Origin of the sequence: Allobosea sp. NPDC003192 (assembly GCF_050275675.1) — a bacterium.
GTDB lineage: Bacteria > Pseudomonadota > Alphaproteobacteria > Rhizobiales > Beijerinckiaceae > Allobosea.
On the sequence record NZ_JBNNPK010000001.1, the window covers coordinates 76516 to 99867 of the forward strand.

General features: G+C 66.4%; 23 protein-coding genes. 11 read left to right on the top strand and 12 right to left on the bottom strand.

Annotated elements, in window-relative coordinates:
* Positions 1-6: 6 nt before the first annotated feature.
* Positions 7-558, top strand: a complete 552-nt coding sequence (locus tag ACQKLX_RS00360; RefSeq protein ID WP_427358460.1) for a hypothetical protein — start codon at positions 7-9, stop codon at positions 556-558.
* Here ACQKLX_RS00360 and ade read toward each other — a convergent pair.
* Complete coding sequence (ade, locus tag ACQKLX_RS00365) at positions 555-2255, bottom strand: adenine deaminase (protein WP_427358461.1); 1701 nt, start codon at positions 2253-2255, stop codon at positions 555-557. The two genes, ACQKLX_RS00360 and ade, sit on opposite strands and share 4 nt — an antisense overlap.
* 88 nt (positions 2256-2343) lie before the next feature.
* Here ade and ACQKLX_RS00370 point away from each other — a divergent pair, with 88 nt between their 5' ends.
* The 4 genes from ACQKLX_RS00370 to ACQKLX_RS00385 all read left to right on the top strand — a co-directional run bounded on the left by ACQKLX_RS00370 (position 2344) and on the right by ACQKLX_RS00385 (position 6165).
* Positions 2344-3042: a metal-dependent hydrolase gene (locus ACQKLX_RS00370; protein WP_427358462.1), complete on the top strand. Its 699-nt coding sequence runs from the start codon at positions 2344-2346 to the stop codon at positions 3040-3042.
* 271 nt (positions 3043-3313) lie between these two features.
* Entirely contained in the window at positions 3314-3601 is a 288-nt protein-coding gene (gene gatC / locus ACQKLX_RS00375; RefSeq protein WP_427358464.1) for an Asp-tRNA(Asn)/Glu-tRNA(Gln) amidotransferase subunit GatC, read from the top strand.
* A gap of 62 nt (positions 3602-3663) precedes the next feature.
* Positions 3664-5178 carry an Asp-tRNA(Asn)/Glu-tRNA(Gln) amidotransferase subunit GatA gene (gatA, locus tag ACQKLX_RS00380; protein ID WP_427358465.1) on the top strand — a complete coding sequence of 505 codons (1515 nt, stop codon included), beginning with the start codon at positions 3664-3666 and terminating at the stop codon, positions 5176-5178.
* A 99-nt stretch (positions 5179-5277) separates the two neighbouring features.
* The gene (locus ACQKLX_RS00385) at positions 5278-6165 is read left to right on the top strand and encodes a PhzF family phenazine biosynthesis protein (RefSeq protein WP_427358466.1); all 888 of its coding nucleotides are present in this window, start codon (positions 5278-5280) and stop codon (positions 6163-6165) included.
* 67 nt (positions 6166-6232) lie between these two features.
* On the opposite strand, the gene ACQKLX_RS00390 is transcribed toward ACQKLX_RS00385, so the two are convergent.
* On the bottom strand, positions 6233-6646 hold the full coding sequence (locus ACQKLX_RS00390; protein WP_427358468.1) for an MmcQ/YjbR family DNA-binding protein: 414 nt from the start codon (positions 6644-6646) through the stop codon (positions 6233-6235).
* A gap of 87 nt (positions 6647-6733) precedes the next feature.
* The gene (locus ACQKLX_RS00395) at positions 6734-6940 is read right to left on the bottom strand and encodes a DUF1127 domain-containing protein (RefSeq protein WP_427358469.1); all 207 of its coding nucleotides are present in this window, start codon (positions 6938-6940) and stop codon (positions 6734-6736) included.
* A 135-nt stretch (positions 6941-7075) separates the two neighbouring features.
* Between ACQKLX_RS00395 and ACQKLX_RS00400 the strand changes: the two genes are divergently transcribed.
* Together ACQKLX_RS00400 and ACQKLX_RS00405 are read left to right on the top strand one after the other, a co-directional pair.
* A complete protein-coding gene (locus tag ACQKLX_RS00400; protein WP_427358471.1) occupies positions 7076-8584 on the top strand; it encodes a winged helix-turn-helix domain-containing tetratricopeptide repeat protein in 1509 nt (502 codons plus the stop codon).
* Between the two features lie 64 nt (positions 8585-8648).
* Positions 8649-9053, top strand: coding sequence for a GFA family protein (locus tag ACQKLX_RS00405; protein WP_427358472.1), 405 nt, complete (start codon positions 8649-8651; stop codon positions 9051-9053).
* Between the two features lie 6 nt (positions 9054-9059).
* On the opposite strand, the gene ACQKLX_RS00410 is transcribed toward ACQKLX_RS00405, so the two are convergent.
* Entirely contained in the window at positions 9060-10130 is a 1071-nt protein-coding gene (locus ACQKLX_RS00410; protein WP_427358474.1) for a malate/lactate/ureidoglycolate dehydrogenase, read from the bottom strand.
* A 182-nt stretch (positions 10131-10312) separates the two neighbouring features.
* On the opposite strand from ACQKLX_RS00410, the gene ACQKLX_RS00415 reads away from it, so the two are divergent.
* On the top strand, positions 10313-10705 hold the full coding sequence (locus ACQKLX_RS00415; RefSeq protein WP_427358476.1) for a HesB/IscA family protein: 393 nt from the start codon (positions 10313-10315) through the stop codon (positions 10703-10705).
* Positions 10706-10723: 18 nt separating this feature from the next.
* Here the strand turns inward: ACQKLX_RS00415 and ACQKLX_RS00420 are convergent, their stop codons facing one another.
* Together ACQKLX_RS00420 and ACQKLX_RS00425 are read right to left on the bottom strand one after the other, a co-directional pair.
* On the bottom strand, positions 10724-11782 hold the full coding sequence (locus ACQKLX_RS00420; RefSeq protein ID WP_427358478.1) for a GGDEF domain-containing protein: 1059 nt from the start codon (positions 11780-11782) through the stop codon (positions 10724-10726).
* 99 nt (positions 11783-11881) lie between these two features.
* Entirely contained in the window at positions 11882-13345 is a 1464-nt protein-coding gene (locus tag ACQKLX_RS00425) for a DEAD/DEAH box helicase (protein WP_427358479.1), read from the bottom strand.
* Positions 13346-13611: 266 nt separating this feature from the next.
* Here ACQKLX_RS00425 and ACQKLX_RS00430 point away from each other — a divergent pair, with 266 nt between their 5' ends.
* Positions 13612-14328 (top strand): alpha/beta fold hydrolase, encoded by a 717-nt coding sequence (locus tag ACQKLX_RS00430; RefSeq protein ID WP_427358481.1) that lies wholly within the window; start codon positions 13612-13614, stop codon positions 14326-14328.
* Between the two features lie 3 nt (positions 14329-14331).
* Here ACQKLX_RS00430 and ACQKLX_RS00435 read toward each other — a convergent pair whose 3' ends face one another.
* On the bottom strand, positions 14332-14592 hold the full coding sequence (locus tag ACQKLX_RS00435) for a hypothetical protein (RefSeq protein WP_427358482.1): 261 nt from the start codon (positions 14590-14592) through the stop codon (positions 14332-14334).
* 171 nt (positions 14593-14763) lie between these two features.
* Between ACQKLX_RS00435 and ACQKLX_RS00440 the strand changes: the two genes are divergently transcribed.
* A complete protein-coding gene (locus tag ACQKLX_RS00440; protein ID WP_427358483.1) occupies positions 14764-15909 on the top strand; it encodes a peptidoglycan-binding domain-containing protein in 1146 nt (381 codons plus the stop codon).
* Positions 15910-15924: 15 nt separating this feature from the next.
* Here ACQKLX_RS00440 and ACQKLX_RS00445 read toward each other — a convergent pair whose 3' ends face one another.
* On the bottom strand, positions 15925-16839 hold the full coding sequence (locus tag ACQKLX_RS00445) for a LysR family transcriptional regulator (protein ID WP_427358485.1): 915 nt from the start codon (positions 16837-16839) through the stop codon (positions 15925-15927).
* 164 nt (positions 16840-17003) lie between these two features.
* The gene (gene parE, locus ACQKLX_RS00450; protein ID WP_427358486.1) at positions 17004-19067 is read right to left on the bottom strand and encodes a DNA topoisomerase IV subunit B; all 2064 of its coding nucleotides are present in this window, start codon (positions 19065-19067) and stop codon (positions 17004-17006) included.
* A 300-nt stretch (positions 19068-19367) separates the two neighbouring features.
* Here parE and ACQKLX_RS00455 point away from each other — a divergent pair, with 300 nt between their 5' ends.
* Positions 19368-19568 (top strand): hypothetical protein, encoded by a 201-nt coding sequence (locus ACQKLX_RS00455; protein ID WP_427358488.1) that lies wholly within the window; start codon positions 19368-19370, stop codon positions 19566-19568.
* 4 nt (positions 19569-19572) lie between these two features.
* Here ACQKLX_RS00455 and ACQKLX_RS00460 read toward each other — a convergent pair whose 3' ends face one another.
* The 3 genes from ACQKLX_RS00460 to glnA all read right to left on the bottom strand — a co-directional run bounded on the left by ACQKLX_RS00460 (position 19573) and on the right by glnA (position 23278).
* Positions 19573-20709 carry a glycosyltransferase gene (locus ACQKLX_RS00460; RefSeq protein ID WP_427358489.1) on the bottom strand — a complete coding sequence of 379 codons (1137 nt, stop codon included), beginning with the start codon at positions 20707-20709 and terminating at the stop codon, positions 19573-19575.
* Positions 20710-20774: 65 nt separating this feature from the next.
* Positions 20775-21650 (bottom strand): FkbM family methyltransferase, encoded by an 876-nt coding sequence (locus ACQKLX_RS00465; protein WP_427358491.1) that lies wholly within the window; start codon positions 21648-21650, stop codon positions 20775-20777.
* 218 nt (positions 21651-21868) lie between these two features.
* Positions 21869-23278 carry a type I glutamate--ammonia ligase gene (gene glnA / locus ACQKLX_RS00470; protein WP_427358493.1) on the bottom strand — a complete coding sequence of 470 codons (1410 nt, stop codon included), beginning with the start codon at positions 23276-23278 and terminating at the stop codon, positions 21869-21871.
* Positions 23279-23352 lie beyond the last annotated feature (74 nt).

Sequence of the window (23352 nt, forward strand, 5' to 3'; positions counted from 1 at the left end):
TGACGCATGGGAATGTTGCTGCGATTTTTAGCGGAGTTTGTCGCGAAAATTGAAGACCCCCGCGCTATTCCCTGCGACAGCGCACCCGATGATGCGGCTGCGCGGATTTCGCCTGGGGGGACTATGAAGACCATGCTCATCGCCGCATGCGCTGCGGCGTTGCTGGCCGGCTGTCAGACGACGCAGCAGGCAGCCGAGACCATGCGCAGCGAATGGGTCGGCCAGAGCGCCGATTCCTTCTTCGTCGCGAACGGCCCGCCTGTCTCGGGTTTTCCGCGTGATAGCGGCGGCCAAATCTACACCTGGCGCGGGGGCGAGGCGAGTTTCGTGCGGCCCGGCAGCTACCAGACCAGGCGCGTCCCAACCCAGACGCTCGACGGGCGCCGCAGCACCACGACGACGGTGACCTATCAACCGTCGCAGCGCGTCAACTATGTCTGCGAGGCGCAGATCGCCGCGGATGCGCAAGGGATCATCGAATCGATCCGCATCAGCCGCGACAGCGGCGGGATGTTCCTGTCGTTCTCGCGCTGCAGCGAGCTCTTCAATCGCGGCTAGACGAAGTCGAATCGATCAACATCAACAAGGCCTTTGTCGGTGATCTTCAAATGCGGGATCACCGGCAGGGTCAGGAAGGCGACCTGCAGGAACGGTTCGGCCAGCACAACGCCGAGCGCTTTCGCTGCGGCGCGCAGGCCTTCCAGCCCATGCCGCACCGTCTCGAAGGGCTGGTCGCTCATCAACCCCGCGACCGGTAGTGCCAGCTCGGCCGTGACCTTTCCGCCATCGGCCACGGCGAAGCCACCGCCGGTCTCGATCAGCCGGTTGGCGGCCGCCGCCATCGAGGCCGCGTCGACACCGACGACGCAGAGGTTATGGCTGTCATGGCCGACGGATGAGGCGATGGCGCCGTGCTTCATGCCGAAGCCATGGACGAAGCCGCTGGCAATGCCGCCATTGCGCCCATGGCGCTCGATCACGGTGACCTTGACCGCGTCCTGCTCAAGATCGGGCAGGGCAAGGCCGTCGCGCGTCGGCAGGCGCATCGAAAGCCGCTCGGTGATGATCCGGCCCGGCACGACGCCGATCACCGGCGTATCGCCCTCGCGGGCCGTCGCCGCGAAATCCTCCGGCGCGAGTTTGCGGCTGCGGACGCTGGCGAGGCCGACGGGAGGCACGGCCCTCCTGTCGGCGAACAGGGCATCCTCAACCAGCCTGCCGCCGGCGAAGACCTGCTTGACGCGGCAGGCGGCAAGATCGTCGAGCAGCACGATGTCGGCGCGCTTGCCCGGGCCGATGAAGCCGCGGTCGAACAGGCCGAAATTCCGCGCTGCCGACAGGCTCGCCGTGCGATAGGTCGCGAGGATGTCGGCACCATGCGCGATCGCGGTGCGGATCATGTAGTCGAGATGGCCTTCCTCGGCGATGTCCAGCGGGTTGCGGTCGTCGGTGCAGAAGGCGAGGAAGGGCGAGGCGTCGCGGCTGATCAGCGGGATCAGCGCATGCAGGTCCTTCGAGACCGAGCCCTCGCGGATCAGGATCGCCATGCCCTTGGCGAGCTTTTCACGCGCTTCCTCGGCGGTCGTGGTCTCATGGTCGGTGCGGATGCTGGCGGAGAGATAGCCGTTGAGGTCGAGCCCGCGCACCAGCGGCGCATGGCCGTCGATATGCCGGTGAGAAAAGGCCTCCAGCTTGGCGAGGCAGCCGGGGTCGCGATGCAGCACACCGGGAAAGTTCATGAACTCGGCGAGCCCGATCACCTTGGGGTGGTCCATGAACGAGGTGAGATCGCCGGCTTCCAGCGCCGCGCCGGCCGTCTCCAGATGCGTCGCCGGCACGCAGCTCGAGAGCTGCACGCGCAGATCCATGCGCATCGCCTGCGCACAGTCGAGGAAATAGTGGATGCCCTCGGCGCCCAGCACATTGGAGATCTCGTGCGGGTCGCAGATCGCGGTGGTGACCCCGTGCGGCAGCACGCAGCGTTCGAATTCGAGCGGCGTCACCAGCGAGGATTCGACATGCAGATGCGTGTCGATGAAGCCGGGCACCGCGATCAGCCCGGTCGCGTCAAAGCTCGCCTTGCCCTCGTAACGGCCATGAGTGCCGACGATCGTGTCGCCGCAGAGCGCGATATCGGTGTCGACCAAATCGCCCGAGACGAGGTCGAACAGCTTTGCGCCGCGGATGACGAGATCGGCCGGCTCGTCGCCGCGGCCCTGTGCGATCCGGCGGGCGAGGGTGGCTGCATCGGTCATGGGTAAGGCTCCGGGTTCAGGCCGGCTTGGCTACGCCATCTCGCCGGCCTAGACAGGCGCTGTCCAGTCGCCTTTCGCGGAGACCATCATGCAGCTCACCTGGTTCGGCCATTCGGCGTTTCGGCTCGATCTGCCCGGCACCTCGGTCCTGATCGATCCGTTCTTCACCGGCAACCCCGCCTTCGAAGGCGATGCCGTCGCTGCCGGCAAGGGCGTCAGCCATATCGTCGTCACCCACGGTCATGGCGATCATGTCGGCGACACGCTTGCCATCGCCGCGGCGAACGACGCCACCGTGATCACCAATTACGACCTCTGCATGCACCTCGCCTCAAAGGGGCTGAAGAAGTTCCAGCCGATGAACACCGGCGGCACCGTCGATCTCGGTGCCTTCTCGGTGACGCTGGTCCGGGCTGATCATTCGGCCGGCATGGGCGAGGCGGGTGTGGCCGTCCCGGTCGGCAACGCCAATGGCGCGATCATCAAGGCTCCCGGCGAGAAGACGCTCTGGCATATGGGCGACACCGACGTCTTCTCGGACATGGCCCTGCTCGCCGAGATCCACGGCGTCGAGGCCTGCATCTGCCCGATCGGCGACCGCTTCACCATGGGCGCGAAGACGGCGGCGCTGGCGATGACTCGCTTCGTCAAGCCGAAGCTCGCCATCCCCTGTCATTACGGCTCCTTCCCGATCATCGCCCAGGACGCGGCGGTCTTCGTGGACGGGCTGAAGGGCAGCGGCATCGAGGCGCTGGTGCCGGAGAAGGGCAAGGCGGTGACGATCTGAAGGGGCACGAAGGCCGGGCAGCAAGGCGCGGGGAACCCTCTCCTGGAAGGAGAGGGCAGGGTGAGGTGTGGGTCGTTTGACCAGTTCCGCGAGCGCTCACCGCGCGGTCGGATTCCGGCCAACGTTTCCGCTCCGAACACCTCACCCCTACCCCTCTCCTTCCAGGAGAGGGGATCCCGCGCTTGGCTCGAGGCGTGTTGCGGCCGGCTGCCCAGCGCCGTATAGCCGCTGGGTACAACGTACCTATCCGCTGGATTTCAGGAGCCCGCCCATGTCGGTCGACGCCGCCACCGTCAAACGCGTCGCGCATCTCTCGCGCATCGCCGTCGATGATGCGGATGTGCCGAAGCTGCAAGGCGAGCTCAACGCCATCCTCGGTTTCGTCGAGCAGCTCAACGAAGTCGACGTTTCGGGCGTCGAGCCGATGACCTCGGTCACGCCGATGGTGATGAAGAAGCGCCAGGACATCGTGACCGACGGCGAGATGGCCGACGAGATCGTCGCCAATGCGCCGGCCTCCGAGGACGACTACTTCATGGTGCCGAAGGTGATCGAGTGAGCGCCTGAAGCGCTCCTGCTCGCCCTCATCGCCCGTTCCTATACGTTTTACGGATTTTCCTCGTGACCGATCTCACCCGCCTGACCCTGACCGAGGCCCGCGAGGGGCTGAAGGCCAAGCAGTTCTCCGCCACCGAACTCGCCCAGGCCCATATCGCCGCCGTCGAGCAGGCACGGGCGCTCAACGCCTATGTGCTGGAGACGCCCGAGCATGCGCTGAAGCAGGCTGCCGCCTCCGACGAGAAGCTCGCCCGGGGCGAGGCCGGCCCGCTCGAAGGCCTGCCTGTTGGCATCAAAGACCTGTTCGCGACCAAGGACGTGCGTACCACCGCCTGCTCGCGCATCCTCGGCAACTTCGTGCCGCCCTATGAATCGACCGTCTCGTCGCAGCTCTGGCGCGACGGCGCCGTCATGCTCGGCAAGCTCAACAACGACGAGTTCGCCATGGGCTCGTCGAACGAGACTTCCGCCTTCGGGCCGGTGGTCAATCCCTGGCGCCGCCAGGGCTCCAATGTCAGGGCGGGGGCTGCTGGCGCGATCGAGGGCAATCACCTCGTTCCGGGCGGCTCCTCGGGCGGCTCGGCCGCGGCCGTCGCCGCGCATCTTTGCCTGGCCGCGACCGCGACCGATACCGGCGGCTCAATCCGCCAGCCCGCCGCCTTCACCGGCACGGTCGGCATCAAGCCGACCTATGGTCGCTGCTCGCGCTGGGGTGTCGTCGCCTTCGCCTCCTCGCTCGACCAGGCCGGGCCGATCGGCAAGACCGTGCGCGACTGCGCCGTGATGCTGCGCTCCATGGCCGGGCACGATCCGAGGGACACCACTTCGGTCGACATGGCCGTGCCGGATTACGAGGCGTCGGTCGGCCGCTCGGTCAAGGGCATGCGCATCGGCATCCCCGGGGAATACCGCCTCGAAGGTCTCAACCCCGAGATCGACGCGCTTTGGCAGCAGGGCATCGACTGGCTGAGGGCTGCGGGCGCGGAGATCGTCGAAATCTCGCTGCCGCACGCCAAATATGCGCTACCGGCCTACTACATCGTCGCGCCGGCCGAGGCTTCGTCCAACCTCGCCCGCTATGACGGCGTCCGCTACGGCCTGCGCGAGCAGGGGCGCGACATCATCGAGATGTACGAGAAGACCCGTGCCGCCGGCTTCGGCGCCGAGGTCAAGCGCCGCATCATGATCGGCACCTATGTGCTGTCCTCGGGCTATTATGACGCCTATTACCTGCGCGCCCAGAAGGTGCGCACGCTGATCAAGCGCGATTTCGAGCAGGTCTACGATCAGGGCATCGACGCGGTGCTGACGCCGGCGACGCCGTCCTCCGCCTTCGGCATCGGCGAGAAAGGCTCGTCCGACCCGGTCGAGATGTATCTCAACGACGTCTTCACAGTGACGGTGAACATGGCAGGCCTGCCGGGCATCGCCGTTCCGGCGGGGCTCGACAGCCAGGGCCTGCCACTCGGCTTGCAGCTGATCGGCCGCCCCTTCGACGAGGAGACGCTGTTCTCGCTCGGCCAGGTCATCGAAGAAGCGGCCGGCCGCTTCCCGGTCGGCGAACGCTGGTGGGCTTGAAGCCCGTCAGCGTGTGATCGGTCGCATTCCGAATCCTGATTTCCCGGACGCGACGCCGGGTGGCAGTCTCCGCGCCTGATCAGGCTGCCGGAGACCGCCATGCCGTCCTATCCGTTCGAAACCGTCGACGTCTTCACCAACACGCGCTTCGGCGGCAACCAGCTCGCCGTCTTCACCGATGCGCGCGGCCTCTCGGATGCCGAGATGCAGGCGCTGGCGGCGGAGATGAACTATAGCGAGACGACCTTCGTGCTGCCGCCGAGCGATCCGGCCAACACGGCGCGCGTCCGCATCTTCCACCGCACCGCCGAGATGCCCTTCGCCGGCCATCCCAATGTCGGTACGGCCTGCGTGCTCGCCGGCCATGGCCGCGACCGCAACGGCATCCTGCTGTTCGAGGAGCTAGCGGGGCTGGTCGAGGTTCGCGTCGCGCGCAATGCCGCAGGGCTGGTGACGGGCGCGACCATCGCCGCGCCGCAGGCGCTTTCGCTCGGTATCCTATTGCCGCCTGACGCGATCGCCGCCTGCGCCGGGCTCTCCACACAAGATGTGCTCACCGGTCGCCATCCGCCGCAGCAGGCCTCGGTCGGCGTCAAGTTCGTTCTGGCCGAGGTCACGCCGGAGGCACTGACGCGGGCGACGCCCGACATCGCCGCCTATCGCCGTCTGGCCGAGGCCAACCCGGTCCTGGAAGGGCGCCTGTCGATCTTCTTCTACGCCTGGGACGGCGACAGCGTGCGTGCCCGCATGTTCGCGCCGCTCGCAGGCACCTGGGAAGACCCCGCGACCGGCAGCGCCAGCGCGACGCTGGCGGCTCTCACCTTGTCGCTCTCCGACAAGGACAGCATCGCCTTCGAGATCGCCCAAGGCGTTGAGATGGGCCGGCCGAGCCTGCTGCAGGTCACGGCGCGGCGTGTCGATGGCGAGATCCGCGCCACCGTCGGCGGCGGCTGCGTGCCGGTGCTAAAGGGCGAAGCGATGGTCTAGGACATGCCCGTCATGCTCGGGCTTGACCCGAGCATCTCAGGCCGGAGGAGACTCTGAGTAGCGCCTTCTAGTCTAGAGATTCTCGGGTCTGCGCTTCGCTCCGCCCGAGAATGACGCGGTTGTCAGCTGAGCCCAACTCCGCGCGAAGCTTCCGCGTCAGTCCCGCCGCGACCAGCCGGTGGCTCTCGCGCAGATAATCGCGGAAGGCGTCGTCCGGCAGGCCCTCATCCGAGAAGCGCTGAATCCACTTCATCCCGCGCGAGGCGAGATAGGGCGCCGGGCGGCAGCCGGGCGCATCGCGCAGCATCTCATAGGCCAGCGGCGAGCATTTGAACGAGACGAACAGCGTGCCTTCGGCATCGTCGCGGCCGAGCGCGAACACCTTGCCGCCGACTTTCCAGACATCGGCGCCGCCCCATTGCACGACATGGCTGGTCGCGGGCAGGGCGGTGCAGAAGGCGTTGTATTCGGCGAGTGTCATGTCGTCCTGCCGTCGCGAGTCGCTTCTTCGGATCATCTGATATCCTAATAGCAGACAGCGGATGTCCGGAGCCGGCGATCCGATCCGCTAGCGTCGCCAGAATGGCTTGGCGATTTCCGCCTCGACCTGCTGCGTCGTCAGGCCGATATCCTTGAGCAGATGTGGATTCTCCTGCGCCATCTGCGCCAGCTTCCAGCGGACGCGAATTCGCTCGCGCCAGATCGCCAGAATGCCGTGCGGGCCAGCCATCCTGGTACAGTCAGTATATGACGCGAGGATGCGAGTATCTTTCATGACAACCTCCCCATTGCTCGGGGGCATACGGCCCTCGACGCGAAGGAGGTTTCGTTCTGCGGGATCAGAGCAGCGCCGTACTCAAGCGCGCCTGAAGAGTTCCAAAAACTTCCAAACGGACTAAGGATTCGCCCCATGCAGGGAGCGCGCTTTGCCTTTGGACCGTTCGTGCTCGATCCGGGCCTGGGAACGCTTCTGCGGGACGATGCGCCCGTGGCCGTCAGCCATCGCGGGCTGAAGCTCCTCGCAGCGCTTGTCGCACGGCCCGGCGATATCCTGAGCAAGTCCGCATTGCTCGACGCAGCCTGGCCGGGTCTGGCTGTCGAGGAAGGCAATCTCACCGTCCAGATCGCGCAATTGCGCAAGCTGCTCGGCGTGCCCGCCTACGGCGGCGAGTGGATCACAACGGTCCCGCGGATCGGCTACCGCTTCGCGGGAGCGGTCGAGCAACGCGATACTGCGAAGCGCAGATCCTTGCCGCTGCCTGCCAAGCCGTCGATCGCGGTTCTGCCCTTCGCCAATGTCAGCAACGATCCCGAGCAGGAAACCTTCGCCGACGGACTGACCGAGGACCTGATCACCGACCTCTCCAGGACCGCGGAGCTGTTCGTCATCGCCCGCAATTCGGCCTTCGCCTACAAGGGCAAGGCGGGGGACGTGCGCGCGATCGCCGAGGAGCTCGGCGTGCGCTATTTGCTGGAAGGGAGCGTCCGGCAAGCTGCCGGGCGCGTGCGCATCAATGCCCAGCTGGTCGACGCGTTGACCGGCGACCATCTCTGGGCGGAGCGCTTCGATCGCAAGCTGGACGACATCTTCGCCGTCCAGGACGAGGTCACCGCCAGGATCGTCGAGGCCTTGCTCGGCCGCCTGCGCATGCCGCCACCGCGGCAGCGGCCGAAGAGCCTCGAGGCCTATGAGCTCTGCGTGCGGGCGCGTCGGCTGATGGATGACACGCCGCAGGCGGCGCAGGAAGCGCATCTGCTGCTGACGCACGCGATCGCGCTCGATCCGGACTATGCCGAGGCCTATCGCTGGCTCGCCTTGAACCACTGGATGGGCTGGGTCCATTCCGGCGGGCCGAGCGAGGCTTTCCGTGGCACTGCCCTGGAGCTGGCGCGCAAGGCCGTCGTGCTGGACCCAAACGATGCCGGCTGCCGTTGGGCCTTGGCGTATCTGCTCGCCTATGAGCGCGACTTCGCCGAGGCGGATGCCGAGTTCGCCAAAGCGCTCGCGCTCGATCCCAACGAGGCCGACGCCTGGGCGGCGCTCTCCGACATCACGGTGCTGGCCGGGCGGGTCGAGGAAGGCCTCGAACACATCCGCAAGGCGTTCCGGCTGAACCCGCTTCCGGCGAGCTGGTATTATCTGCCGCTCGGCCAGGCACTCTACGCCGCCGGTGAGCATAAAGCCGCCGTCGAGGCGTTGCGCCGGGACGAGACCCATCGGACCAGCTCGCGCCGCTTCTTGGCAGCAAGCCTGGCGCAGCTTGGCCGGCTGGACGAGGCGCGTGCCGAAGCCGAACTCTTCCTGGTCGGCAATCCGGATTTCAGCGTCCGCCATTGGGCAGCGATGGAGCCCTTCCGAGATGCAGCGTTGCGCGAGCGCTTCGTCGATGGCTTCCGCAAGGCCGGCCTGCCGGAGTGATGTAGTCGTGCTGGAACCCAACTTGGCCGCGCGCCGTTGGTCTGGCACTCAAGAACGCGAGGCGATGATGAAACTCTCAGGCGGCTGCAATTGCGGGCAGGTCCGCTACGAACTCGACGGCGAGCCGATCCGCGTCGGCATCTGCCATTGCGAGACCTGCCGGAAAGGCTCCGGCTCGGCCTTCTCCTATTTCGGCATCTGGCCGCGAGCCAACGCGACCGTGTCGGGCGATCTCGGCTGCTGGCAGAGCCGTGCAGGTGGCGAGCGCTTCTGTCCGAGCTGTGGCTCGCCGCTGTTCTGCTGGGCGGAAGGGGCCGACGAGATCGAGATCAAGCTCGGCACATTGAACAGCCCTCCGAGCGCACTCGTGCCGGCCTATGAGCTCTGGACGATCCGCCGCGAGCCCTGGCTGGCGGACCAGAAGGCCGCCGAGCAGCACACCCGCGATCGCGAGAAACCAGTCATCTAACAGTCGTTAGAAATTCTCGGCGTCAATGCCATGGGCCTTGGCGGCCGCGACGATCTGCGACCAGGTCTCGTCATCGAGCGGAATGCCGTCGCGCTCGCGCTCGATCCGCGTCTTTCGCTCCTTGTCGCCCGGCGCCAGCACCGGCTGCGACGGGTCCTGCGGGGCGGCGGCGCGGACGAATTTGAGATAGCTCTCGATCCGCTGCTGGCGCAGGTTCGCATCCGGCTCGAGCCGGGCCGGGTCGATCAGCACGCCGAACAGCGAGTTGATGATCCAGCTCTTGTGCGGCTTCTCGTCGATGCGGGCGGCGCCCATCAGCCCGGCCGACAGCAGTTCGGCGATCAATGAGAGGCCGGCGCCCTTGTGATCACCGAAGGGCAGGAGCGCTCCGAGCGGCACGTCCGGCTGCGCGAAGACGTGCCGGGGCTCGACCGTCGGGCGTCCCTCACCGTCGATGACGTAGCCCTCGGGCACATTCACGCCCTTGTTGAGCGCGACGCGCGCCTTGCCATGCGCCATGCGGCTGGTGGCGAAGTCGAGGATCAGCGGCTCGCCGCCCGGCACGGGCAGGCCGATCGAGATCGGATTGGTGCCGAAGCGCGCCTCCTTGGCGGCGAAGGGCGCGACGATCGGCGGGCGGCCGGCGACATTGACCCAGAACACCGAGATCAGCCCGGCTGCCGCCGCGACCTCGGAATAATGGCCGATGCGGCCGATATGGTGGGAATCGAGCAGGTTGAGCACGGCGACGCCGCCGGTCTGCGCGATCATGATGGCGCGGTCGACGGCGTTGCGCGCGGTCGGCTGGCCGAGCGCGACATTGCCGTCGGCGATCAGGAAGGGACCGGCCTCACTGCGTATGCTGAGCTTGGACTGAGGCTTCAGATTGCCGTCGGCGAGCGAGTTGAAATAGAGCGGCAGCATGCCGATGCCATGACTGTCATGGCCGCTGAGATTGGCGAGCACCAGATGCTCGGCCGTTTCGTTCGCTTCGTCCTCGCTCCAGCCGGCGGCGGTGATCATGGCGCGGGCGAGGGCGCGGAGCGCGTCGGGCCGGTGCAGGCGATACGAGGTCATGGCTCTCTGTCGTATGCTGGAATGGTCAGCGCAGAGTGCACGGGCCTGCTCTGCATGCAATGGACGCAAGCAAATGGCGCCGTCCCGGCCGGCGCATCTCGACGTTGCGCTCACCAATCCTTATGTTGCTGTGAGCAATCCTGTTTTCACCGGACCTTGAATCCGGTCGAGGAGGGACGAGGATGTTTTCGATACCCGGCCTGAAAGTGGTCTCGCTGACCGATGCCGCTGCGGCGCGCATTCGCGAGATCATGGCACAATCGGCGCGCGACAATCCCGATTCGCCCGCGCTCGGTCTGCGCGTCGGCGTGAAGAAGGGCGGCTGCGCCGGCATGGAGTACACCTTCGAGATCGCACGCGCGGCCGGGAGGGGCGACGAGGTCGTGACCGAGAAGGACGCGACCGTGATCGTCGACGCCAAGGCGGTGCTGTTCCTGCTCGGCACCGAGCTCGACTTCAAGACGGATCGCTTCTCTTCGACCTTCGTCTTCAACAATCCGAACCAGGTCTCGGCCTGCGGCTGCGGCGAATCGGTCGAGATCAAGCCGCGCTCGGAAAGCGCGCTCGCTCAGTGATCGGACAGCGGAGGCCGCTCAGGCGACCTTCGCCGCGTCCAGGATCGCGTCCTCGGTGATGGTGCGGTTGCGGCCGTCGCGCTTGGCCTGCAGCAGTGCGTTGTCGGCGCGTTCGACGATCGAGCTTGCCGTGTCGCCGCGCCGATAGACGGAAACGCCGAGCGAGATGGTGATGCGCCCGAGGCTCTCATTCGTCGAGCGCTTCACCAGCTCGCGCGTAAGCAGCGCCTGGCGCACGGTCTCGGCGCCGAACTTGCCGGCGACGACGTCCGCCTCGGGCAGGATGATGGCGAACTCCTCGCCGCCGAAGCGGGTGATGATCGCCTTGTCCTTGAACTTGTCCTTCATCGTCTTGGCGACCAGGCGCAGCACCTGATCTCCGGTAAGATGACCGTGCATGTCATTGAAGTGCTTGAAGAAGTCGATATCCGCCATGACCAGCGCGAAAGGCTCGCGCCGTAGCGTCGCCTGATCGATCGCCTTCTGCAGCATCTCCTCGAAATGGCGGCGGTTGGCGAGGCCGGTGAGCGGGTCGGTCAGCGCTTCGGCGCGCGTCGACTCCAGCGCCTCACGCAGATTGCGGATCTCGTGTGCGCTTTCGCGCAGCTGGGTTTCGAGTTGCGTCTTGCGAGCGACTTCCTCGCGGGTCGACAACACCAGCGCCTCGACCCATTCGCGCAGCTTCTGCCGGTCGGCGGACGGGGGCACTTCTTCCGACATCGCGCAGAGCCGGCCGTGATACTGCTCACTCGAGCTCAGCGCCCGATCGACCAGCGCCATCATGCTGTCGATCTCCGTGAGCACTTGTAGGCTGGTGCGCTCCGCCTGGCGCGAGATCCGATCGGTACTGATGAATTTCTCGTAGAGCGTGTCGATATCGGCGGCGCCGACTTCACCGTTGCTGGCGGCGATCACCGCGCTCATCGCCATGCTCAGCGCCGGCATTTCGCCGCTGAGATGCGCGTACCAGACTTCGAAAGCGCGGGGGTAGCCAGGGGAATAGTGCTGTCGCATCGCTGCGACAACTTGTTCGGCGAGATCGTGCGTCTGCGGCGAGCCCGGTTGGCTGGTGGTCATGACGTCCTGTCCCCCGCAGGGCGCGAAATTCTTCCGCGCCCGCTACGCGCCTGACCCTAGGGCAGACGGAGTTAAAGCAAGGTTGCCAGGAAGCGCGCTTCAGCCGACGCGGACAGGGCGGAGCAGGAAGGCCGGGACGTGATCGCCGAGGCCCTTGACCTCAGGCCCGTCATCGAGGTCGTCGCGGCGATGCGAACGGCTCCGGTTGCCGCGCGGGGCGCCGTTGCCGGACGCCTCTTCGCGGCGTGGCGAGCGCGGTGCATCGTTGCTTCTGATGGCCTCGACCTCGGCCCTTTCGGGTCGGCTCTCGGTCCGCTCAGGCCGGCTCTCGCCCCGCGACGGCTTGCCGTCGCGACCGCGCCGTGAGCGTCCGTCGCGCCGTTCATCGCCCCGCCGGCCACGACGCTCCTCACGCGGCTCGGCAGCCGGAAGGCTCTCCAGTCCCGGACCGTCCCACTCGATGCTCTGGCCGGTCAGCTTCTCGATCGCGGCGACGAGCTTGTCGTCATGGCGGGTGACGATGGTGAAGGAAGCGCCTTCCCGGCCGGCGCGGCCGGTACGGCCGATGCGGTGGACATAGTCCTCGGCATGGGTCGGCACGTCGAAATTGAAGACATGGCTGACAGCGGGGATGTCGAGGCCACGCGCCGCGACATCGCTGGCGACGAGGATTGGGTTCTCGCCGGTGCGGAAGGAATCGAGCGCCGCCATACGGGCGTACTGATCCATGTCGCCATGCAGCGCAACGGCCGGGAAACCATGCTTCTGCAGTGACTTGTGCAGCGTTGCTACATCGCGTTTGCGGTTGCAGAACACGATCGCGTTCTGCAAGTCCTTGGCGTCCTTGATCAGCCGGCGCAGCGTCTCGCGCTTCTCGTAGTCCTGGCTGTGCGAGGCGATCAGGCGCTGCGTGATCGTAGCCGCGGCAGTCGCCGGGCGGGCGACCTCGACGCGAACCGGATTGTGCAGGAATTGCTCGCTGATCCGGGTGATCTCCGGCGGCATCGTCGCCGTGAAGAACAGGGTCTGCCGTGTGAACGGCACCAGCTTGCAGATCCGCTCGATGTCGGGGATGAAGCCCATGTCGAGCATGCGGTCGGCTTCGTCGATGACGAGCAGCTCGACGCCGGTGAGCAGGAGCTTGCCACGCTCGACATGGTCGAGCAGGCGGCCGGGCGTCGCGATCAGCACGTCGACGCCGCGGGTGATCTTGGCGTCCTGGTCGCCGAAGGAGACGCCGCCGATCAGCAGCGCGACCGAGAGCTTCTGGTTGACGCCGTAGCGGACGAAGTTCTCCTCGACCTGGGCGGCGAGCTCGCGTGTCGGCTCGAGGATCAGCGTACGCGGCATCCTGGCGCGGGCGCGGCCGGTTTCCAGGATCGTCAACATCGGCAGGGTGAAGGCAGCGGTCTTGCCGGTGCCGGTCTGGGCGATGCCGAGCACGTCCTTGCGGGCGAGCACGTGGGGGATGGCCTGGGCCTGGATGGGGGTGGGCGTCGTGTAGCCAGCGGCGGAGACCGCCGTAAGAACCTTATCGCTCAGGCCGAGTTCGGCAAAAGACATCGATGGTTGCGCTTCTCAAGGGTCGGGGACACGTGGCGGGATGACCGATCGACCGCAACGCTGGCGCGACTTTGCTGGGTTGCGCGCCTTCGGACGCCCGTGCAATGCAGAAAAAACAGGGCAAAGTCAACATTCTAGAGCCCGTTCCAATCTGCTCGCATCGCGAGCGGACAGTTAAAACGCTCTTTGAACTCAAAATCGGAGTCGGTTTCCCTGGCCGGGGGATTCAACCCGAGCGGTTCCGGCTCCAGTGAGGTTGCTGAAGAATGCTTGCGACGCAGACCAGGATTCCCGAGCCGCTCGTCCTGATTCCAGGGCTCAACTGCACGCCCGCCCTCTATGCTCCGCAATGGCCGGCCCTGGCGCCAGGGCGGCAGATTCTGGTTGCCGAAACAGCCACCGACGACACGATCCCCGCCATGGTCGAGCGTTTGCTCGCGGCCGCACCGGAGCGCTTCGCCCTGTGCGGGCTGTCGATGGGCGGTTATGTCGCCTTCGAAGTGATGCGGCGCGCGCCGGAACGTGTGACGCGGCTCGCTTTGCTCGACACCACCGCCAAGCCACCGACTCCTGAGACCAATGCGCCGCGCGACCAGATGATCGCACTGGCGGAGAAGGGCGTTTTCGACAATGTCGTGACCGTGCTCTGGCAGAAGCTGGTCGCGCCCGACCGGTTGGCCGACGAAGCGCTGCGGCTGCAGGTCAGGGCAATGGCGGAAGCGGTCGGGCCCGCCGGCTTCATCCGCCAGCAACGCGCGATCATTGGCCGCTCCGATGCGCGGCCGGTCCTCGCGACGATCGCCGTTCCGACACTGGTCGTGGTCGGTGCGGAAGATGCGATCACGCCGCCCGATGAGGCGCGCGAGATCGCTGCCGGCATCGGGACGCAGGCGCGCTATCTGGAGGTGCCGGGCTGCGGCCACCTGTCGACACTGGAGGCGCCGGATATCGTCACGCCGGCGCTGCTGGACTGGCTCGCTTGAGCCTCAGCGCGGAACCACGCAGGGGTCGAGCTTGATCTCGTTGGCTCGTTTGACAATCGAGCCGGTGACCAGCGGATCGACGACCTGCCCCTTGGCTGCGGCTTGAGCGACCTGACGCATCGTTTCCCGGTCGAGCTGCGCCGTCTGGCTCGAGACGAAATTGGCGGCGATGACGGAGAGGAAGGCGATTGCGGCGCCGGCCTTGGCGACATCGGCGATCATGGTGCCGCGCTTGTTGCGCAGGAAGGCGATGACGAGGCGCATCGCGGAACTCCGGAAAGCAAAGGGCGTCAGACGCCGACAAGCGAAAGCATGCGACGGCGGCTGTAAAAACTTGGTTAGCGAAGCGTCTCTGCTTCAGATCGCCATCGCTTGTTGCGGAGGAAGGCCTTACGTTGGGATACCCGCTAGTCGTCACCGTCAAAGGGGCGTCGCATGCTGAAGCTGGGTGCGCGTGGCGAGCCAGTCCGGCTGTTGCAGAACCAACTCAACCTGCTGCCGACGCGGCTCGTCAAGCTCGTCGCCGACGGCATTTTCGGCACGCGCACACATGGCCGCGTGCTGGAGTTCCAAGGCAACAACCAACTCGAGAAGGACGGCGTCGTCGGCCCGTTGACGATGCAGTTGCTCGAGAACCTGCTCAAGGATCTCAACAAGATCCTGCCGGTGCCGCCGCCGATGCCGGAGCCCAGAAAGCCCTCGGCGGTCCGGCTGATCACCGATCAGCTCTATCCGGGCTTTCCCTCCGCCAACAACCTGATCACCCAGGTCATCCCGTCGATCGCCGTGATCCAGACCGCGACCTACAGGCAGGGGGCAGGTGGCCCGCCGCTGGACTTCCAGATCATGCCGATGACGACGGGGCGGCTTGCGATCTTCGCTGCCCGCAACAAGGATGGGGTCGAGCGTGCGGTGATCCTGCTGCTGCCGGCGCAGGTCAAACCGGATCGCCTGCTTGTCTGCATCAGCCATGGCTTCGGTGGGCAGGGGCCGAAGACGCGGGCCCGGCTCGCGGCGCTGAACTGGACCAATCCGTTGTCGAAGCCGTTGATCGACTACGTGCTGCTCAATCACGTCGTCAATCGCTGGGGCGCCCAGACACTCGCGGCACAGAAGCGTAATCTCGGCTACATGCAGATCGTCCGCTCCGGCGCCGCCGGCGGCGAACTCGGGCCGTTCGCCAGGGATGCGGCCTTCCTGCGCCAGGTGCTGACCGAGATGAGCGACCTCACCAATGGCGCCTTCTCGTTCAACACTCTGGAGACGATGACCTTCTCCAGCGGGATCAGCGACCACAATCTGTTCGTCTCGCATGCGGAGAAGCAGTTCGACATCGCGGCGAGCTACGCCATCGACCCCGTGCCGCAGACCAGGCCGGCGGTTTCCAAGGGCAAGAAGCGGCTGTTCCGCAGCGGCGTGACCTCGCAGGGGCCGCCATTGCCCGGCTCCGATTTCCTGCCGGTGGGACGCTGGAGCAATGAATGGGCGAATTTTCGCCTGAAGACCGACGGCGAATACGACTACATGCACAACTGGACGATGCCGTTCTACTGCCTCTATCTCGGCATCCAGACCTCGTAGCGCTGCGCTGATGCTTCAGCTGCGTCCTTCGAGCCGCCCGCGGTGCTCGCGGAACAGCTTGCGCAGCGCCTCCAGCGTGGCCAGCACCGCCGCGCGCTGCCGGGTGCTCTCATGCGAGACCAGGAAGATCTCGTCGGCCGTCGCCTCGGGCGGCTCCTCCAGGCGGACCAGAGCCGCATCGGCATCGGCCAGGAAGCAGGGCGCCATGGAGACCGCGCCGGACGAACGGATGCTCTCATAGCGCGCGGCGGAATCGCCGACGCGGGCCGCGATCGGCCGGCCTGCCGCCCAGGCGAGGATGTGCTGCTCGATCCGCGACGAGACGTCCCGGCTGACCGAGATCACCGGTGCGGTCGCGGGATCGGCGTCGCGGCGAACGTAGAAGGCCTGCGCCAGCTTGCCGACCTTCTGGCCGAAATATCCGGGCTCCTGCGGCGGCCTGCGCATGCGGATCGCGATCTCGGCCTGGCCGCGGGCCAGATCGAGCCGTTCTCGGGTGCTGATGATGACGATCTCGACGCCGCCGGAGGCGGCAGAGAGCCGGGTGGCGTGCTGGGTCAGGAACAGGCTGATCGAGGTCGTCGCGGTGACGCGCACCGGCGCGTCGTCGCGAATGCGGGCAGCCTTCGCCCGGGTCTCGAAGCGCGCCACGGCTTCGGCCGCCGCGGCCGCATCTGCGGCGAGCGCAAGCCCGGTCTCCGTCGGGATCAGACGGTTGGCGCCGCGCTTGAACAAGGGCAGGCCGAGCCGCGCCTCGAAAGCCTTCAGCCGCCGCGCGACGGTGGTCTCGCTCAGTCCGAGTGCCGCGGCCGCCAGAGAAAGGCCGCCGCTCGCGGCAACGGCGTGGAAGATTTCGAGATCGGCCCAGAGCGAAACCTGGGCCGAGGCCTGGGCATCGCGTCGAGGTGAAGAGGCAGGAGGCTCGCCCATGCGCTCAACGGCCAGAGATAGGTCTGGGAAGTGTCGCGCTGCGCGAAGTCATGGTCGGTATCGTGCGGGTCGGTCGGCATGCGCGCAATGTGTGCGCATGCCGATCGCGAGGCAGCCCGGCGTGTTTGCGGGGGAGCCCGGCGCGCAAGCCGCCATGGCGGATTTCACAGGTCGATCAGCTCGCCGGCGAAGGCGGCCCGTTCCTGGATGAAGAGAAAGCGCGCCTCGGGCTTGTTGCCCATCAGCCGCTCGACCGTGTCGGATGTCTCTTCCTTGGCCTCGTGATCGACCATGACCTTGAGCAGGATCCGCTTCTTCGGATCCATGGTCGTCTCCTTGAGCTGGGCCGGCATCATCTCGCCCAGGCCCTTGAAGCGGCTGATTTCCGGCTTCTTGCCCTTGAACACGGTGTCGATGAGCTCGTCCTTGTGGGCGTCGTTGCGGGCGTAGACGCTCTTGCCGCCGTGCTGGAGGCGATAGAGCGGCGGCACGGCGAGATAGAGATGGCCCTTCTCGATCAGGCGCGGCATCTGGCGCCAGAAGAAGGTCACCAGCAGCGAGGCGATATGCGCGCCGTCGACATCGGCGTCGGTCATCACGATGACCTTCTCGTAGCGCAGGTCGTCCTCGCGGAACTGCGTGCCTATGCCACAGCCCAGAGCCAGGATCAGGTCGGCGAGCTGCTGGTTGGCGTTGAGCTTGTCGCGCGTCGCATTGGCGACGTTGAGGATCTTGCCGCGCAAGGGAAGGATCGCCTGCGTCGCGCGGTCGCGGGCCTGCTTGGCCGAGCCGCCGGCCGAGTCGCCCTCGACGATGAAGAGCTCGGAACCGGCCGCTCCGGCGGAGCTGCAATCGGCGAGCTTGCCGGGGAGGCGGAGCTTGCGCGTCGCGGTCTTGCGCGAAACCTCCTTTTCGAGCCGGCGGCGCTGGCGCTCCTCGGCCCGGTCGACCGACCAGTCGAGCAGCTTCAGCGCCTGCTGCGGCGAGGCGGCGAGCCAATGGTCGAAGGCGTCGCGCATCGCGTTCTCGACGATGCGAGCGGCCTCCAGCGTCGCCAGCTTGTCCTTGGTCTGGCCCTGGAACTCCGGCTCGCGAATGAAGACCGAGAGCATGGCGGCGCAGGTCGCCATCACGTCGTCGGCAGTGACTTGCGCCATGCGCTTGGACTGGCCGATACGCTCGGCATGGTCGCGCAGGCCGCGCAGCAAAGCGATGCGCAGGCCCTGTTCGTGCGTGCCGCCTTCCGGCGTCGGAATCGTGTTGCAGTAAGACGAGGAGAAGCCGTCCTCGCCGGTTGCGAGCCATGCGACCGCCCATTCGAGCGAGCCGTGGCCGCCGTCCTTGGTGATCTTGCCGGAGAAGATCGGCTCGGCGACGAGGTCCTTGCCCTCGATCTCGCGGGCGAGATAGTCGCGCAGACCTCCCGGGAACTTGAACACCGCCTCGGCCGCGACGTCGCCCTCGGGCTGTAAGCGCGAGGGCGCGCAGCGCCAGCGGATCTCGACGCCGCCGAAGAGGTAGGCTTTCGAGCGCGCCATGCGGAACAGCCGCGCCGGGACGAAATGCGCGCCCTCGCCGAAGATCTGCGCGTCGGGATGGAAGCGCACGCGGGTGCCGCGCCGGTTCGGGGCGCGCCCGACCGTCTCCAGCGGCCCTTGCGGAAGGCCGCGCGAGAAGGTCTGCCGATAGAGCATCTGGCCGCGCGCGACCTCGACCTCGACCAGGTCGGAGAGCGCGTTGACGACGGAGACGCCGACACCGTGCAGGCCGCCCGAGGTCTCGTAGACCTTGGAGTCGAACTTTCCGCCGGCATGCAGGATCGTCATGATCACTTCGAGCGCCGACTTGTCCGGGAACTTCGGATGCGGGTCGATCGGCATGCCGCGGCCATTGTCGGTGACGGCGAGCGAGCCGTCAGCGAAGAGCTCGACATCGATGAAGCTGGCATGGCCCGCCACCGCCTCGTCCATGGCGTTGTCGATCACCTCGGCGAAGAGGTGATGCAGCGCCCGCTCGTCAGTGCCGCCGATATACATGCCGGGCCGCCGCCGCACCGGCTCCAGCCCTTCGAGCACCTCGATGGCCGAAGCGTCATACCCGGCTTCGGACGGCGTGCCGCTGCGCGGGGCGGGGGCAGGGCGCGCAGCCGGCTTCGGCGCAGGGGCGGGCGCACGCGATTCCTCGCGCATCTCCTTGCCGCCGTCATCGCCGAAAAGATCGTCCGCCATCGTCACCGCGCTCGCTGATTCGCTTGATCCGCAGGATATCGTATCGGCATGCGGGCCGCTTGCCGGAGCCCCTATAGCCCGCCCGTCATCCGCAATAAACCGATCGGATTGCCGCCGGAAGTCCGGATGAGCGGGGCCGTCGCCGAACCGTCATCCGAAGATGGCACAGCCGGCCATGGAACCGCGGCCGCGGCTCGCCGGTTCAGGAGCCGTTAACGGCCGCGATCTCATCATCGTCATGCGAATCGGGACTGGTCCCGGGCACGCATTCGGCTAAGCTGGCATTTGGGGGGAAGTCACGTGGCGTCGCGTTCGGCAGTACCCAAGATCCGCATCGCCGGCCTCGAGCGGGCCGCGCGTTTCGCTGGCGAGTCCTTCGCCTATGAGGAGCTGTCCGGCTTCGAGACGCGGCATGACGCCGAGACCGCGCAATTGCGCCGGCTCTGGTGGGCCGCTGCCATCGTCGCGCTGATCGGCTTGGCGATCGTCGCGTTGCGCTGACGCCTCAAGCAGGCGCTTTCAAGCCATCGTAGAAGGCAAGATGGGCGAGGGCAGCCTCGTCCCATAGCTTGGCGAGGTCGACACCGATCGCATCGGCTTTGCGGGCCTGGGCCGCGAGTACGGCCTCGGCGAAGTGCTCGGGCGCGGCGTCGACCGGGCATAGCACCGTCGCAGGGTTGTCGATCTTCGCCTTCAGCGGCGGGGCTAGCGCGAACTCGTCCTGCCTCTCGGCTTCCGTCGAGACCAGCGGGATCGCGAGCTGGCTGACCGCCTGGAAGCTGCCGCGCCGCGTGCTGATCCCGTCGGTGAAGGGCAGCAGGAAGACGTCGGCGGCCGAGAGCGTCGCCATCAGCTCGCTTTCGTCATCGATCCGGCCGCGGAAATCGAGCCAGTCGGCGACGCCGAGTTCACGCGCCAGCGCGAGGAACGCTTCGCGATCCCCGGGCTTGTCCCAGAGGAAGTCGCCGCAGATCAGCAGGCGAGCCTTGACGCCGCGCCCGTGCAGCGCCTGCGTCGTGCGCAGCAGGACGTCGGGGCGCTTGCTGGCGTAGAGCACGCCGAAATAGCCGACGACGACGTCGGCCTTGGCTGCACCGTTGCCGCGCAGCTTCGCCCGCTCCGCCGCGACCCGTTCCGGATCGATCCGCGCCGGCATGATGTTGGGGCCGATCGGAATGATCGGGGCAGCCTGCTTCTTTGCCGCGCCAACCAGCGGCGTCGTCTGGAAGGCCTCGCGCTGCTGCGGCGAGACGAAGACGAAGCCGTCGCAGGCCAGAATGTCCGGCACCATCGAGAGATAGCGCAGCCGGTTGAGCGAGGCCCATTCATGCAGGGTGATCGCGATGCGGCCCTTGCGTGTCATCAGCCGCGCCGCCATCAGCGCCGAGCCCGGGACGACGCTGTTGCCCCAGCCCTCGATCGGCATCTGGAAATGCACGATGCGGTCGCGGCGCAGCTCCTGCGCGAGCGCGCCGATGAAGGCGGCTGGCTGCCCCGGCTCGATCGTCCGGATCGCGACAAGGCCCGGCCGCAGCGCATTGACAGCGTCAGCGAGCCGATAAGCATAATCCATCACCGCGCAGGTGACGGGCCTGGCCGAACCGAAGATGACGACGGATGGGGCGGAGGAAGGGGAGTGCATGCGCCTGCGGCCGTGCGGAGATTGAGGCGTCGTCTATCTCACAGCTTTCCTAAGCTTGCGTTGAGTCAGGCTGCCGGCTCCAGCGGACCGAAACTCGCGATCAGATTGCAGCGCCGGTCGGGAATGCTGCGGATCTCTTCCGCCCAGCAGGAATAGCCCAGCACCAGCCGCTTCAGTTCCTGAAGCGGGCGGCTGCCATCGTCACCGGTCTCGCGCAGGCATGACAGCGTATCATAGCCGGCGGCCCGCAGCTCGGCCCAGGCTTTCTCGCCGTCCGGCCTGTGGTTGCTCTCGAAGGTGAGCAGCGGGCGATGTTGCGCGAAGGTCCCGCACAGCCCGGCGAAGACATCGGCCTCGAAGCCTTCGACATCGCATTTCACGAAGCCGATCCGTTGCGCGCCGTTTGAGATCTCCGGCTCGTGTTGCGCCAGATATCGATCGCCATGGCGGACTGGCAGCACGATGTCGCCCTTGCCCGAGGCGAAGCTGCCGCTGCCGTCATTGCCCGCCTGGAGCAGCGAGAAGCGAAGCTCGGCGTCCTCCCGCCCCAGCCCGACCTCGTGCAGCCGGACATTGCTGGTCCCAGAGAGCAGGAGATTGGTCTTGAACAGCGAGGCGATCGGCGGATTGGGCTCGAAGGCGATCACTTCGGCGAATGATGCCGCCAGCGAGGCAGAATGGTTTCCAATATTGCCGCCGATGTCGAGAAAGGTCGTGTCCTGGAGATTGCGGGTACGAAACAGGTTCCTGAGCAACTCGATTTCGCGACGCTCGTAGATGCCGTTGCCGATGATCGAGATGCCGAGATAGTCGGTCGGTATGACGGCCAGTCGCGGCGCGGCGGGCAAGTGCTTTCTGCTGCCGGGAACGATGGCCTTGGCCAGAAGATCGTAGGCGCGGCGGATGGTGTAGGTCCCGCGCGTCTCGCTGATCCGCAGCATGGTCGCCTCGTTTCGTCGTGGCAGGATCGCCCGATCCAATAATGTCGATCCGCTACGGAACGCTTAATCCCTGGCTGCTCCTTCATGTCCCGGCAAGAAAAAGCATGGGCTGATCCGTTGGTCACGGCCCAATAAAAAACCGGGGCGTCGCCGCCCCGGTTCGCAAGGTGGACTGCGGATCGCCGCAGTCGGGAGGAAATCCCGTCCGAGCTTGAGGCTCAGTAGGAATAGTACATCGTGAATTCGACCGGGTGCGGCGTCATCTCGAAGCGCGCCACGTCCTGCATCTTGAGCTCGATATAGCTCTCGATGAAGTCGTCGGTGAAAACGCCGCCAGCCTTGAGGAAGGCGTTGTCCTTCTTGAGCGCATCAAGCGCCTCGCGCAGCGAGCCGCAGACGGTCGGGATCTTCTTCAGCTCGCGCGGCGGCAGGTCGTAGAGGTCCTTGTCCATCGCCGGGCCGGGGTCGATCTTGTTGAGGATGCCGTCGAGGCCGGCCATCGTCAGCGCTGCGAAGGCGAGATAGGGGTTCGCCATCGGATCGGGGAAGCGGACCTCGACGCGCTTGGCCTTCGGCGAGGTCGTCCACGGAATACGGCAGGAGGCCGAGCGGTTGCGCGCCGAGTAGGCGAGCAGCACTGGGGCCTCATAGCCCGGGACCAGGCGCTTGTAGGAGTTGGTCGACGGGTTGGTGAAGGCGTTCAGTGCCTTGGCGTGCTTGATCACGCCCCCGATGAACCACAGGCACTCCTGCGACAGGTCGGCGTACTTGTTGCCGGCGAAGAGCGGCTTGCCGCCCTTCCAGATCGACAGGTGGACGTGCATGCCCGAGCCGTTGTCGCCATAGACGGGCTTGGGCATGAAAGTCGCGGTCTTGCCGTAGCTCTGGGCCACGTTGTGGATGGCGTACTTATAGACCTGCATCTGGTCCGCCATATGCGTCAGCGTGTCGAACTTCATGCCGAGTTCGTGCTGGGCCGAGGCGACCTCATGGTGGTGCTTCTCGACCTTGACGCCCATCGCCGCCATGGCCGCGAGCATCTCGCCGCGCATGTCCTGCGCCGAATCCTGCGGCGGAACCGGGAAGTAGCCGCCCTTGATCGCGATGCGGTGGCCGAGATTGCCGCCTTCGTACTCGGTCTGGCCGTTGATCGGCAGCTCGACGCTGTCGAGCTTGAAGCCGGTGTTGTACGGGTCGGCCGAGAACTTGACGTCGTCGAAGACGAAGAATTCGGCTTCGGGGCCGACATAGACGGTGTCGCCGATGCCGGTCGACTTGAGGTAGGCTTCGGCCTTCTTGGCCATGCCGCGCGGGTCGCGGCTGTAGGGCTCGCCGGTCGCCGGCTCGAGCACGTCGCAGTTGATGACCATGGTCGAGGCCGAGAAGAACGGGTCGATGCAGGCCGTCGTCGGATCGGGCATCAGCAGCATGTCGGACTCGTTGATCGCCTTCCAGCCGGCGATCGAGGAGCCGTCGAACATCGTGCCCTCGGCGAAAATCTCTTCGTCGATCATCGAGACGTCGAAGGTGACGTGCTGCCACTTGCCGCGCGGATCGGTGAAGCGGAAGTCGACGTATTTGACGTCATTGTCCTTGATCGCCTTCAGGACCTCTTTGGCGTTCTTCATCTCACGACTTCCTTTGTCGACTGCTAGGGTCTCACAACAGACACGGCCTGCGGGGCTTCAGATCCGCCAGCACG